We start from the raw sequence: 13,680 nt of genomic DNA, 5'->3' as shown, positions 1-13,680 counted from the left end.
CCCCCCCTTTTTTTTTTCCCCCCCCACCCCGCAAACGCCCTGTACCCGCGGGCGGGGGGGCGCGCTTTTGTTAAAAAGATAAGGTTTTTAACCCCCCCGGGGGCGCTCCGCCCCCCATCGCCGGCTAGCGCCAGCTCCCACAGTTTAGCAGTGGGGCCTACAAATCAGGCCGTGGCAGTTGCACAGGATTACATTGAGCGCTGCCCCAGCCACTCATCCAGCGCCGGCCACATACGCTTCTTCGCCGCTGGCCCCGCCACCAGGCTGACATGGCCTCCCGGCAGGATGATCTCCTGCTTGTCGGTTGAACCCACGGCTGCCACCAGCGGTTGGGCACAGGCCGGCGGTACCAGGGTGTCGTGCTCGGCGATGATGTGCAGCAAGGGCACGCGAATCTTTGCCAGATCGACTGCTTGCCCGGCGATGCGCAAGCCACCCTCGAGCAGGCCGTTCTTCCACATCAGTTCCTTGATGATCTGCCGGTAGTATTCGCCGGCCAGCGGCAAGGAATCGCGCCCCCAGCGCATCATCATGCGGTGGTTACGCACATAGGCGTCGTTCCACAGGTTGTCCCACAAGCGCAACTGCCCGGCTATCCGGCCAGCCGGACGCTGCAGGTCAATTGCGTTCATGATCATCCCGGCGGGGATGATGCCGACCCTGTCGACCAGCCGGTCGACTTCGAAATAGCGTTGGTTGGCGATGCCCCGCGACCAGCTCATCTGTGACCAGTCCACCGGCGTGGTGAAGCACACCAGGTTCTTCAGCGGCCCGTCGGCATGCAGCGCGGCGTACAGCGTCGACAGCACACCGCCCATGCAGTAGCCGAGCAGCGTGACCTCATCAACCCCGGCATCTGCCTGTACCCGGCCGATGCAGTCGGGAATGAAGTCGAGCACGTAGTCCTCGATGCGCAACTGCTGCTCGGCCCGGGTCGGCGCGTTCCAGTCCATTACATAAATGTCGTAACCTCGCCCGAGCAGGTGTTCGATCAAGCTGTGGCGTTCGGCCAGGTCAAAGATGTAGGCCTTGTTGGTAGTCGCCATCACCAGCAGCAACGGCACCCGATACACGTCGCTGCAAGTTGCCTGATAGCGGTACAGGCTCAGTGTGCCGCGGCGATGCAGCAGTGTCCTGGGTGTGGTGCCGACCGCAGGACCAGGGGAGCCGAGGTATTCCAGCCCCTTCACGCGGCGCTTGATCATCCGCTCGACTTCAGTGCATAGCCGGCCTGCAAACGTAGGGCTTTGAGCACGACCTGGATGAGTAGAAGCCATCATTCACTCCTCTTGTGCTGCAGACGGGGCTGCCGGTTTACGGGTTCTTTTCACCGGCTTTATCGCCGCTTTCGCGACGTTTGCCGGCGGGCGACGAGTGCGCGTTGGTCGTGGCGCATGCGAAGGTTTGACGCAAGCAGGCGTCAATTGCTCGAGCTTGTCTTCGATACGCTGCACGGCACAGGCAAGCGCATCGACTTCAGTGCGGCTGGGCAGCTCCAGACGCCGCAGGACACTGGCCAAAGAACGCTCCAGTACATGCTGCATACCCAAGGAAACCTTGTTGAACTGGTTGGCCGCCTGGGCGAACTCGGCCGTTTCCATCTTGCGCGAAGCCAGCGAATTGATTTCGCCTTCAATCAGGGTGATGGTTTCACGCCAGATCTGGAATGGATCAAACATCCCCACAGCAGTACTCCTTGGTCAGCGTCAGGTTTCTGGGAAGGTACGGTGAGCGACCCGCTGGTCCAGCCGGGCAACAAGGTGACGGCGCATCAAGGCCAGCGGCAGGCACAAGGGGCGCAGCACCACACGCGTGGTGCTGACCGCCGTGGGCGACACCTGGCGCAACAGCGTGCTGCTCCAGCGCTCGGTGGCGACCCAGGTCATCAGGCCCGATGTCGTCAGCTCGGCGGTGGCCGCACTCAGGCCCGAAGGTCGCGCAACAGGTGAGTCGCTGATCTCCAGTGTGCGGTCCTGTGGCGGTTCTCTGCGAAACGCTGCGGCCAATGATTCACCCATGCGCTGCAGGGCATCGCGGCCAGCGCCGATAACAGCGTCAAAGTTCAGAAAGCCGTGGAACTGGCCGGCGTAGTGCACCAGCTCCACCGCCACCCCCGCGGCACGCAGGCGTGCAGCATAATCCAGGCCATCGGCGCGGATCGGGTCGAAGCCGGCGCTGATGACCACTGCAGGTGGCAGACCACGCAGGTCTTCGCAGCGCCGCGGTGACAGCCAGGGGTCTATCGGGTTGAGCGCCTCAAACGAGGCGGCAACGGTGTGCTTGATCTGCGCCAGCAGGGTGTCGGTGATCATGAATCCCCGGGCATTCTCGACGAAGGAAGGAAACTCCTGCACAAGGTCGGTCGCCGGATACGCCAACACCTGCAGGCACAACGCCGGGCCGTCGTGGCTCACGGCGGCCTGGGCCACGGCGGCGCAGATATTGCCGCCCGCCGAATCACCGCCGATTGCCAGGCGCGCGGTGTCGATCCCCAGCGTTGCGCCGTGCTCGGCGATCCATTGCAGCGCTGCCAGGCAGTCTTCGCGCCCTGCCGCCAGGTCATGCTCCGGGGCCAGCCGATAGCGCACGGCAATGCTGATGCAGTTGGCATTACAGGCCGTGCTGCGGCAGATCGATTCAGCGGTATCCAGGCCGCCGACGACAAACCCGCCGCCATGGAACCAGAGAAATGCCGGCAGCGGTTGATCGCTGTGTTGCGGCGCAAAAATGCGCAGTTCAATGGGCCCACCCGGGCCTTCGATGACCACGTCGGTCACCGTCGCCACCCGCGGCTGCCGGCTCAGAGCCAGTGCCGTCAGGCGCCATACCTCACGCAACTCGCGCAGTGAGTAGCGCTCGACCGGGCGCAGGCGCGTGGCCACATTAAGGATGCGCAGAAACGCACGGGCATCGCGATCGGGGCGCTGTGCACGGCGCACCAGCGGCATGCCGCTCACGTCGCCTCGGCCTTGCTTGGAGCGGTTACGACGTTTCGCTGCGGGTGGCTCGTTTGGCGCGGTCATTCACTGTCCCTCGGCTGAGTACTGCCAACAGCGTATCGACAACCACCGGCGCATCACCCCACTCAGCTGGATGGGGGTGTACCCACCCCACCCCTTTAAGCCGCGACCGTGCGCCCCTGCGGGAGCTGGTCTAGCATTAGCAAACGTATGCGCCAACACCGTTGACGAACGCGTAAACGAGCAGCCGTTATCAAAACGCGAGCCCAGCAAGGACCCATTCATGAACTTCCCCGGTCGCGGGTTTCCCCTGCAGCTGCTCATTGCGTTGGCAATCATGCTCAGCACCCTCGTACTCGGCGGGGTGCTTGCCTATCAGGGCTATCGCGGTATCGAACAAGCGCTGGTAGCCGCCTCCGGCGACTCGGCACACCAGCTGAGCCGCACCATCAACGAGCGAGCTCAACGCTTGATCGACCCGGCGCTCAGTTCAATCCGGCTGATGGCTTATGACCCCATCTCCGAGGCCAGAAATCTACCCGAGCGACTGGAGCGCTTGCCGTTGCTGGTCGCCAGCCTGAACGCCAACAAAATGCTCAGTGCCGTGTATGTCGGCTATCCAAATGGCGAGTTCCTGCTGGTGCGGGTGCTGCGCAACGAATCGGTCAAGCAGCACTTGCAGGCACCGCCTGGTGCGGCATACCTCGTGCAGAGCATCACCGTGAACGAGGCCGGCCAGCACCAGGGTGAATGGCGCTTCTTTGATCCACAACTGGCACTGCTCAAAAGCGAGATAAAAGCCGATTACCGTTTTGATCCACGCACGCGCCCGTGGTTTTCATCCGGTATGGATGGCGCGACGACGGTGCTGACCAAACCCTATGTGTTCTTTACCACCCGTGAAATCGGCCTGACCTTGTCGCAACGCAGTGTCGATGGCGCTGCCGTGCTGGGCATGGATGCCTCGGTCAACGACCTGGGTGGCGAGGTTGAAGACCTGCGCATGACACCCGGCACCGAAATGGCCGTCGTCGACAGCACGGGCAATGTGGTCGTTTATAACGATCTGCAGCGAGTAGTGGTGAAAGATGGCGAATCCCTTCGATTGTCACGCCTCAACGAGCTGGGCGTAGAAAGTCTGGACTGGTTGTTCACCCATCCGGATGACGGTCAGGGACCTCAGCGCTTCCGGGCCGGGGGGCAGGACTGGTATGGCATGCAAGTACCGTTGTCGACCTTTACCCAGCACGATGTGCGGGTGCTGATCGCGGTGCCGGCCAGTGAACTGCTGATGGGGGCACGGCAGGTGCTGCTGGAGCAAGCGCTATGGGCCGGCGCATTGATCGCGCTGTTGCTGCTGGTCGGCTGGTACCTGGCCCGGCGTATTGGCCAGCCATTGCAGGCTCTGACCCAGCAGGTACGCGGGCTGGCCAGTTTCGACTTCGGCCGACCGGTGGGGGTCGAATCGCGCATTACCGAAGTGCGCGAGCTCAGCCAGGTGCTGGGCAGCATGTCGCGCACCATCAACAACTTCCAGGCGATCACCCTTACCCTCAGCCGTGAGACGCATCTGGACAACCTGCTCAGCAGCGTCCTCACCCAGTTGGTGGATGCGACTGCGGTGAGCGGTGGCGCGGTCTACCTGTATGGCGATGATGCCGATACCCTGCGCCTTACGGCGCACTGTCGCGGGGACCAATACCCTGCTGAACTGCACCTGCCCGCCGATAGCGCCAGCGATCTGGACAGCGCCGTGGCCAAGGCACTGAGCAGTGACGCTCACTACCTGGCAGTCGCCTTGAACGACCGCAGCGGGCAACTCCTGGGCCTGCTGGTGTTGCAACCGGGTCCCAACCAGCAACAGGCCGGCGGTGTCCAACAACCGTTTCGCCGGTTTGTTCAGGAGCTTTCCGGCGCTGCGGCGGTGGCCATCGAGACGCGCCAGTTGATCGAGTCGCAGCAACGCCTGCTGGACGCCATCATCAAACTGCTGGCCGATGCCACGGATGCCAAGAGCCCTTACACCGGCGGCCACTGTCAACGGGTGCCACAACTGGCCGAGATGCTCATCGACAAGGTCATTGCTGCGCAAAGCGGCCCTTTTGCCCACTACACCATGAGCGAAATGGAGCGCTACGAATTCAGGATTGCGGCGTGGCTGCATGATTGCGGCAAAGTGACCAGCCCCGAACACGTGGTCGACAAGGCGACCAAACTGGAAACCCTGTACAACCGCATCCACGAGGTGCGCACGCGCTTCGAAGTGCTCTGGCGCGATGCCGAGCTGGATTACTGGAAAGCAATTGCCGCCGGCGGCGATCCGCAGGCGGCGCAAGAAGCGCTCCAGCACCGCCAGGCACAACTGCAGGAAGAGTTCGCATTCATTGCCAATGCCAATATTGGTGGCGAGTTCATGCGTGACGAGGACGTCGAACGCCTTCAGCAGATCGGAGCCCGGCGCTGGTTCCGGCATTTCGACAACCGCCTGGGCCTGTCCCGTGATGAAGCGGAACGCCTGGCGGCGGTGCCGTCGGCGACCTTGCCGGCAGAAGAACGTTTACTCGCCGACCGCATCGATCACCTGGTGCCCTGGGGCGAACGCAAGCCTCCCGTCGACAAGCACGACCCACGCAACCTGTGGGGCTTCGATATGCGCCTGCCGGCGCAGGCCTACAACTTTGGCGAGCTGTACAACCTCGGCATTCGGCGCGGCACCCTGACCGACGAAGAGCGCTTCAAGATCAACGAGCACATCGTGCAGACCATCATCATGCTCAACACCCTGCCGCTGCCGCGCAACCTCAAGCGGGTGCCGGACATTGCCGGCAACCATCACGAGAAAATGGACGGCACCGGCTACCCGCGCCGCTTGCGCAAAGACGACATGAGCATTGCCGAGCGGGTGATCGCGATTGCCGATATCTTCGAGGCACTCAGCGCGGCGGACCGGCCGTACAAACCCGCCAAGACCCTGTCCGAATCCTTGAAGATCCTCAGTGCCATGGCCCGCGACCAGCACATTGATGCCGAACTGTTCCGGGTGTTTCTCGTCAGTGGCGTGTACCGCGAGTACGGCGAGCAGTTTCTGCGTCGCGAACAGCTGGATGATATCGACATCCAGTCCTATCTGGCGGCAGTGGATGAAGTCGTGGGGTTGAGCCGCGATGCGATTTGAACTCCGGCCTTTATCATAACTGTAGGCGCCAGGCTTGCCGGCGAACCAGGCACTGCGGTGCCCCTGATGCACCGCGTCATCGTTTTTCGCGGGCAAGCCACGCGCCTACAACAACGTCAGCAGTCCCCCTACAACCATCAGTTGCAGCGTTAACGCAGCGGCCAGAATGAGCGGTTTCAGCCCTGCCTTGCGCAGGTCGACCAGGCGTGTGCTGAACCCTAATGCCGCCATCGCCGCCGCCAGCAACAGGTCGTCGAAGCTGACCAGTACCTGATGCAGGCGCTGATCCAGTGGCAGCCACGAATTGATCAACATGCAGGCGATAAAGCCCAGTACAAACACCGGTACCTTGACCGACGTTGCGCCATGGCCGTGCTCGGCATTGCGGTTCAACCACAGGCCCAGCCCCAGCAGAAAGGGTGCCAGCAACAATACCCGGATCAGCTTGGCCACCACGGCCGCCTCGGCGGCATGCGGGTCCATGGCCTGCCCGGCAGCAACCACCTGCGCCACTTCATGCAGGGTTGCACCGGTGAAGATGCCAAAGCCGTGGCTGTCGCCGAACAGGCCAGGCATCACCGTGAACAGCCAGGGATAAAGCAGCATGCCCAGCGTACCGAACAGCACCACACAGGCAATCGCAATCGCGACCTGGTCGTTGCGGGCCTTCACCACCCCGGCGCTGGCCAGAATCGCCGCAGCACCACAGATGGCATGGCCGGCACCAATCAGCACGGCGGTGCCGCGTTCCATGCCCAGCACCCGGGTACCGAGCCAGATGGCCAGGCTGATGGTCGAAAGAATCAGCAGCGCGTCGGTGACGAACGCTTGTACACCCAATGCCTGCACCTGCTGCACGGTCAGCCTGAAGCCGTACAGCGCCACACCCAGGCGCAGCACGGGTTGCTTGCACAACTGCACGCCCGCCGCGGCGGCACGATGGACCGTGGTCGGCACCAGGTTGCCGATGGCCAGCCCCAGCAGCATGGCCAGGGTCAAGGTGCCCACGCCACTGCCCTGCAGCACCGGTGACGACGACAGCCACATGGCCAGCGCTGCCAGGGCCAGGCTGCCGGTGACGCCGGTAAGCAGGCCAAGGGGAAGCTGAGTACGACTGAGAACAAGCATAACGACACCTCGTTTGTGGTGACGCTAGCTTGCAATCTCTTATAACCTATATGAAGCTATATATTCTTATTGGTCATATCAGGAAAGCTGATATGCAGTGCCGAATTACCCTCAAACAGCTGGCTACCTTCGTTGCCGTCGCCGACCTTGGCAGCGTCACCCGTGCCAGCAAAGACCTGAGCCTGAGCCAGGCGGCGGCGAGCATGTCGCTGCAAGACCTCGAGCATCAGCTCGGCACGCGGCTGTTCGATCGCCATGGCAAACGCCTGGTGCTCAACGAACACGGGCGACGTTTCTATCCCCACGCCAAGGCCACCCTGGAAGGCGCCCAGGAGGCCGAAACGCTGTTCCAGCAGCAACTCACCTGCCACCTGCGGATCGGTGCCAGCACCACCATCGGTGCCTACCTGCTGCCGGAGCTGCTGGCCAGCTTCCTTGCGGCCGAACCGCAGAGCCGCCTGGAGCTCAAGGTCGAGAACACCGAGCGCATTGTCGAGTCGCTGTGCAACTTCACCATCGATGTCGGCTTTGTCGAAGGCCCGGTGCAGCACCCGGACATCGATGTGCGGCCATGGCGCGAAGACGAGCTGGTACTGATTGCCGCCCCCGGTCACCCGCTGGCCCAGCAGCCCCGGCCTGACGCCCTGGCGCTGGCCAGTGCGCGCTGGATTACCCGTGAACAGGGGTCGGGCACGCGCAACATGCTTGAGCACCTGATCGGCCCGTGGCTGGGCAGCCCGCAGCACTTGCTGGAAGTGTCCAACGGCGAAGCGATCAAGCACTGCGTGATCGCCGGCGCCGGCATTGCCTGTGTGTCACGGGTAATGGTGCGTGGCGAGTTGGCCCTGGGCCAGCTGTGCACCCTGCCCTGCCCCAGCGGCCCGCTCAAGCGCACCCTGTACCGGGTGATCCACAAGGACAAGCAGCCAACCCGCGGTCTGGCGCGCTTTCTCGAGTTCTGTCAGAGCCCGGTGTGATCTTTGCACTGACGGGCAGCGGCGACAAATCGCGATGCCGTAGGCGTTTTCTGTCAGACCGTTCTGAATCATACTTCCGGCGCCGTTGCTCTGTTGTGCCGGGCCCTTCAGGGGCCTAGGCTGCTGTCGTCGTTGGAACATCCAGCGACCAGATTTAGCAGTCTGGATATGACAGAGATCTACGGACACCGCTGTTATGGCGGTTGTGCGTGGGGCACCTTCGGGTGCGCCGGTTCTCTGTCACCGGTCTGCTAACCCACGCACAGCTGCCACCTTCGTTTAGCAGCGAGGGATGGTGGAATCACCGACAGAGGTTGACCATGAAGAAGCTTGTTCCGGATCCCCCCGCTTTCGATCTTTCCAGTGCCACCACCGCCAGCACCCCGTTCGGCACCAACCACATGTTCACGGTCCGCGCGGGCATCTGCGCCGAAGAAGCCTTGCTGCACGCCTGCCAGTTGCTCCGCTATGCAGAGGCCACAGTGAGCGATGCCGTCGATCACCTCACCCTCAACGATCGCTCACTTGTCTCCAGCGCCGGTCAGCACATCGAGACCGCACGTGCGCTGATCGACGCCGTGCTCGATGGTGTTGGCGTGAAGCGCATCTTCACCCCTCACTAGCTCACGGCTCAGGTGGCAAAACACCCTCCCCTGTAGGAGCTGGCTTGCCGGCGATGGCTGCACACCAGCCCCCAGCGCCGGATGCATTGCGAGCCCTTCGTGCTCGATCGCTGGCAAGCCAGCTCCTACAGGTTCCGCGTAGGCAGGACCAACCGCTCAAGGCAACTTCAACTCCTCCATGCTGATCTCACGCATGCGAAACTTCTGCACTTTGCCGGTTACCGTCATCGGGAACTGGTCGACGAAGCGCATGTAGCGCGGCACTTTGAAATGCGCGATACGGGCCTTGGCCCAGTCGCGCAACTGCTCCTCGCTGGTGCCTTCGCCCGGGTGCAGGCGAATCCAGGCGACGATCTCTTCGCCATAGCGCGCACACGGAATGCCGATGACCTGCACGTCGGCCACCGCAGGATGGGTAAGGAAGAACTCTTCCAGCTCGCGCGGATACACGTTCTCGCCACCGCGGATGATCATGTCCTTGCTGCGACCGACGATCCGCACGTAACCGTGCTCGTCCATGCACGCCAGGTCTCCGGTGTGCATCCACCCTTCTGCATCAATGCTTTCGGCGCTGGCTGCCGGGTTGTTCCAGTAGCCGAGCATCACGCTGTAGCCACGGGTACACAGCTCGCCAATTTCACCGCGCGGCAGACAATTGCCGGCGGCGTCGATGATCTTGCTCTGCAGGTGCGGCTGGGTGCGGCCCACGGTGGTAACGCGCAGTTCAAGGTTGTCATCCGGCCCGGTCTGCAACGACACCGGGCTGGTCTCGGTCATGCCGTAGGCAATCTGCACTTCACTCATGTGCATCTCGTCGATCACCCTGCGCATCACTTCGATCGGGCAGTTGGCGCCGGCCATGATGCCGGTGCGCAGGCTGGAAAGATCGAAGCTGTCGCGTTGCGGATGATCCAGCTGGGCAATGAACATGGTCGGCACCCCATACAAGGCGGTGGCCTTTTCTTCAGCCACCGCACACAGGGTGGCCAAGGGGTCGAAGGCGTCCCCCGGGTAAATCAGGGTGGAACCGTGTGTCAGGCAGCCCAGGTTGGCCATGACCATGCCGAAGCAGTGGTAAAGCGGCACGGGCACCACCAGGCGATCATGCTCGGTCAGGCCCAGGCTTTCGCCCACCAGGTAGCCGTTGTTGAGGATGTTGTAATGACTGAGGGTCGCGCCTTTGGGACAGCCGGTGGTGCCGGAGGTGTACTGGATGTTGATCGGCTGGTCACAACGCAGGCCGGCCTGACGCACTGCCAGCGCCGCCTGGCTGACTTCCCCGGCCCGGGCCTGCAGCGCATGCCAGGCCAGAAAGCCTGGCGGTGGCGCTGCGGCAAGGCTCACCACGCCACGCAATTCAGGCAGGCGTTCGCACGCCAGCTCGCCCGGCCGGCTGCTGGCCAGGCCAGGCGCCAGTTCGAGCAGCATGGCGTGGTAGTCACTCGTTTTGAAAGCGTCGGCACAGATGACCCAACGGCAACCGGACTGGCTCAGCGCGTACTCCAGTTCGTTGCTGCGGTACGCCGGGTTGATGTTGACCAGGATCACGCCAATCTTGGCGCTGGCGAACTGGGTGATGCACCACTGGGCGCAGTTGGGCGCCCAGATACCCAGGCGGTCACCGCGTTCAAGCCCCAGGGCCATCAACGCGCGCGCCTGGCGTTCGACCGCCTCGGCCAGGGTCTGCCAGGTGTAGCGCAGCCCCTGATGCCGGACCACCAGCGCTTCGCGCTCGGCAAAGCGCGAAACGGTGAGGTCGAAGGCGTCGCCGATGCACTGGGTGAGCAGCGGCGTGTCGTGCCACCCTTGGGTGTAGCTCAGCGTATTCATGGCGTTCTCTTGTTCTTGTTGTAACGGTATTCAACGCGTGCCTAGCGGATAAACACCTGGGTCGTGCTGATCGACATGTCGCCACCTGGCAGCTTGATGTTCTTGACCTTCTCCAGGCTTTGCGGATCGAACACCGCAATGTCGTTGAAGGTACCGGCCAGGTAGAGCTTGCTGCCCGACTTGTTGAAGGCCACGCAGTAGTAAGTGTGCTCAAGGTTGGCCGCCTTGATCAGTTTGCGCTCCTTGATGTCGTAGCGGGCCAGGCGGTTGAGTACGCCGTACATCTGGTTCGAGTCCTTGGGCGAGCGCAGGCCGGTGAAGTACAGCTCGGTCAGCGTGGCGAACTCCTGATGGCTGGTTTTGCCGGTCTTGAGGTCGATGCTCAGGTAGCCGTACATCGGCTCGGCCGTGGCCGGGTCCTGTTTGTCGTCGGTAAAGCGCGACACGGTGTAGAGCATCGAGAAGTCATGCTGCGCGGTCTGGTGCGGCCAGAAGTACAGCACGTCCGGGGCGCTGAAGCCCGGGCGTTTCCAGTTGCGCAGCGGCAGTGCGACTTCGTACTTGCCGGTATTCACATCCATCTTGTAGATGTCGGGCCCGGCGACGAACAGGCTGCCGTCGTCCGCTGCACGCATCAGGTACACCTGGCGCGGCATGGGGAAGCTGCGCACCGGCTTGGCAGCCAGGCCATCGGCGGCGCGAAACACTTCCAGGCGCGGTGGCTTGACCACGTAGTGGTCGTTCAGCTGCTGGGTCGGGTTGACCGTGGCGTACACCTCTTTGCCGTCCGGGCTGATGGCGAACGAGAACATGGAACGCCCCAGCTCGCCCGGCACGTTCGACAGGTTGGCGTGGAACACCGACTTGCAGGTGTCCAGGTCAATCCCGTACAGGTCGCCAAAATGGTTGTTGAGTACATACGCGGTGCGGTTGTCCGGCGCCATCATGGCGGTGCCGGGGCCAAACGCATCGGGCAGCTTGCAGCTCTTGTAGACCTCGTCACCGGCCAGGTCGATGACGTGCAGGTTGTTCGGGTAGTTGGTGACGATCATGTACTCATGACCAGCCTTCAGTGCGGTCTCACTGCTGTTGGCGGCCCAGGCGCCCAGGCTGCTGGCACTGGTGGCGACGGTCAGCGCCAGTGTTGCGAAAACTCCAGCTTTCATGCGGTTTCCCCTTCTTGTTCTTGTCGGCCGGTCACTTGTCTTTTGGAAACACGGTGCCGAGGTTGCGCCAGTCTTCCTGGGAGTTGGTGGCCTGGGCGTTCCAGTCCTGGTAGGTGCTCATCATGTCCGGCACCTGCGCCGGCCACCAGCAAGGGTCCGAGCAGCCATAAAGGTCCGCTTCCATCGGCTGGCAGAGCGAGCTGACGCCCCCGAAGGCATCCACTTCCCAGCCCGGGTCGGTGGTGGCGGTGCAACCGGCAACGGCGCTCATCGCGACCACTTCTTCGACACGGTCCTGGGCCACGGCCTGTTCGAGGATCTGGGCTTTGTTGTTCAGCGGCTTGAGGTGTTTCATATCAATGCGCCTTCCGCGGAGTGATGTACTGGCTGATGAAGGCCGGATTGGCGGCCATGATGCGGCTGTAGACTTCGATGCCGAAGTCGACCCAGTCGCGCATCAACTCACAGTAGTGATAGGTCGGGTGGGTCGGGTCGCCGTAGCGGGCATAGCTCTCGTGATAGCAACCACCCGAGCACAGGTTACGGATACGACAGCTGTCACAACCGGTACCGCTGCGGTCCAGGCGCTGGGACAGGAAGTCGTTCAGCTCCACCTGTTTCACGCCGCTGTGGACGTTGCCGAAAGTCGGCAGGCTGGACCCGGTGAAGCGGTGGCACAGGTTCAGCTCACCCTTGTGATCGACCGCCAGCATCTTCAAGCCGGCACCGCACGGCAGGGCCTTTTTATGCCCCTCGTGGATGTCGGTAATCAGCTGGTGCAGGTTGGAAAAGCCGATATTGCGGTGTTCCAGTGCCGCCTCCAGGTAGCGTCGGCCCAAGGCCTTCATGTTGGCAAAGACCTCCACCAGCTCGTCGGCACTGAGGTTGAAGTCGGCCATGTCGCCCGAGGTGACCGGGGCAAAGCCCACTTCGGCGAACCCCAGCTCGTTGAACAGGTGGTTCCAGATGGTTTCGACATCGGTGATGCCGCGGGTCAGGGTCACCCGCGCGCCAACAGGGCGACTGTTGTAGCGCGACAGGAGCATTTCGGCCTTGCGCCGCACCACGTCATAGGTGCCCTGCCCGCCAACCGTGATGCGGTTGCGGTCGTGCACGGTCTTGGGGCCGTCGATGCTCACCGACAAGCCGAAGCGATGGGCATTGAGCCAGTCGACGATCTCCTCGGTAAGCAACGTGGCGTTGGTGGTCATGACGAACTCGACCTGCTTGCCGGCCTCGGCAAAGCGCCGCTCGCAGTAGGCCACCATGTGCTCGATCAACGGCCGGTTGGACAGTGGCTCGCCGCCGAAGAACACCACGGTGTAGCGGGTTTCTTCCGGTGACTCCTTGAGCAGCATTTCCACCGACGACTCGGCAGTGGCGGTGCTCATCTTCTTGCCGGCCGACGGCTTGTCCAGGTCTTCCTTGTAGCAGTAGCTGCAGCTCAGGTTGCAGCCGGTATTGACGTTGAGTACCACGGTGTTGAGGGCCGTGCGTTCGACGCGTTTGACGCCGATTTCCGGGGTCAGCGGCGAGCCGTCACTGACCACTTCCAGGGCCATCAGCTCGTGCAGGGTGTCGATGATGTCCTGGCCGGCAAAACGCGACGCAAGACGCTGCAGCAACTCGTCGGACGAGCAGCCCTGCTCACGCAAGGTGTCGATGATCCCGCCGGTTACTGCGTCTGTGGCAAACAGCGAACTGCTGGGGATATGGAACAGCATGCGGTCGGCATCCACCTGCACTTCATGCAGGTTACGCTCGACCAGATTCAATTGTGCGCCCATGGCGACCTCCCGAAGTGCATCCGAACAACGTTGG

The 13,680-nt window shown here is 62.7% G+C and carries 11 protein-coding genes; 3 read left to right on the top strand and 8 right to left on the bottom strand.

Translation table 11 applies throughout. The features are described 5' to 3' along the window. Positions 1-188: 188 nt before the first annotated feature. From I5S59_RS18325 to I5S59_RS18315, 3 genes are read right to left on the bottom strand one after another with little or no spacing between them, the layout of a single operon-like run. Entirely contained in the window at positions 189-1,277 is a 1,089-nt protein-coding gene (locus tag I5S59_RS18325; protein ID WP_232239836.1) for an alpha/beta fold hydrolase, read from the bottom strand. A gap of 3 nt (positions 1,278-1,280) precedes the next feature. Continuing rightward, positions 1,281-1,679: a phasin family protein gene (locus I5S59_RS18320; protein WP_197877874.1), complete on the bottom strand. Its 399-nt coding sequence runs from the start codon at positions 1,677-1,679 to the stop codon at positions 1,281-1,283. Positions 1,680-1,706: 27 nt separating this feature from the next. Beyond that, complete coding sequence (locus I5S59_RS18315; protein WP_197877873.1) at positions 1,707-3,023, bottom strand: alpha/beta hydrolase; 1,317 nt, start codon at positions 3,021-3,023, stop codon at positions 1,707-1,709. Positions 3,024-3,243: 220 nt separating this feature from the next. Here I5S59_RS18315 and I5S59_RS18310 point away from each other — a divergent pair, with 220 nt between their 5' ends. Then, positions 3,244-6,135, top strand: coding sequence for an HD domain-containing phosphohydrolase (locus I5S59_RS18310; RefSeq protein WP_197877872.1), 2,892 nt, complete (start codon positions 3,244-3,246; stop codon positions 6,133-6,135). Between the two features lie 105 nt (positions 6,136-6,240). Here I5S59_RS18310 and I5S59_RS18305 read toward each other — a convergent pair whose 3' ends face one another. Further along, the gene (locus I5S59_RS18305; RefSeq protein WP_197877871.1) at positions 6,241-7,263 is read right to left on the bottom strand and encodes a YeiH family protein; all 1,023 of its coding nucleotides are present in this window, start codon (positions 7,261-7,263) and stop codon (positions 6,241-6,243) included. Positions 7,264-7,355: 92 nt separating this feature from the next. Between I5S59_RS18305 and I5S59_RS18300 the strand changes: the two genes are divergently transcribed. Together I5S59_RS18300 and I5S59_RS18295 are read left to right on the top strand one after the other, a co-directional pair. After that, a complete protein-coding gene (locus tag I5S59_RS18300; RefSeq protein WP_197877870.1) occupies positions 7,356-8,240 on the top strand; it encodes a LysR family transcriptional regulator in 885 nt (294 codons plus the stop codon). 320 nt (positions 8,241-8,560) lie between these two features. After that, positions 8,561-8,863, top strand: a complete 303-nt coding sequence (locus I5S59_RS18295) for a DUF6124 family protein (protein WP_197877869.1) — start codon at positions 8,561-8,563, stop codon at positions 8,861-8,863. Positions 8,864-9,019: 156 nt separating this feature from the next. Here I5S59_RS18295 and I5S59_RS18290 read toward each other — a convergent pair whose 3' ends face one another. The 4 genes from I5S59_RS18290 to peaB are packed head-to-tail and all read right to left on the bottom strand — an operon-like array spanning position 9,020 to position 13,646. Then, positions 9,020-10,693: an AMP-binding protein gene (locus I5S59_RS18290; RefSeq protein WP_197877868.1), complete on the bottom strand. Its 1,674-nt coding sequence runs from the start codon at positions 10,691-10,693 to the stop codon at positions 9,020-9,022. A gap of 41 nt (positions 10,694-10,734) precedes the next feature. Next, positions 10,735-11,859 (bottom strand): quinohemoprotein amine dehydrogenase subunit beta, encoded by a 1,125-nt coding sequence (gene peaD / locus I5S59_RS18285; protein ID WP_197877867.1) that lies wholly within the window; start codon positions 11,857-11,859, stop codon positions 10,735-10,737. Positions 11,860-11,890: 31 nt separating this feature from the next. Beyond that, complete coding sequence (gene qhpC / locus I5S59_RS18280; protein WP_128326505.1) at positions 11,891-12,214, bottom strand: quinohemoprotein amine dehydrogenase subunit gamma; 324 nt, start codon at positions 12,212-12,214, stop codon at positions 11,891-11,893. A 1-nt stretch (position 12,215) separates the two neighbouring features. Beyond that, complete coding sequence (gene peaB, locus I5S59_RS18275) at positions 12,216-13,646, bottom strand: quinohemoprotein amine dehydrogenase maturation protein (RefSeq protein WP_197877866.1); 1,431 nt, start codon at positions 13,644-13,646, stop codon at positions 12,216-12,218. Positions 13,647-13,680: the final 34 nt, after the last annotated feature.

It is taken from the genome of Pseudomonas alkylphenolica, assembly GCF_016009175.1.
GTDB classification, from domain to species: Bacteria; Pseudomonadota; Gammaproteobacteria; order Pseudomonadales; family Pseudomonadaceae; genus Aquipseudomonas; species Aquipseudomonas alkylphenolica_B.
Note: the sequence above shows the minus strand (reverse complement) of the source record. Positions and strands in the feature narration are given on the sequence as shown.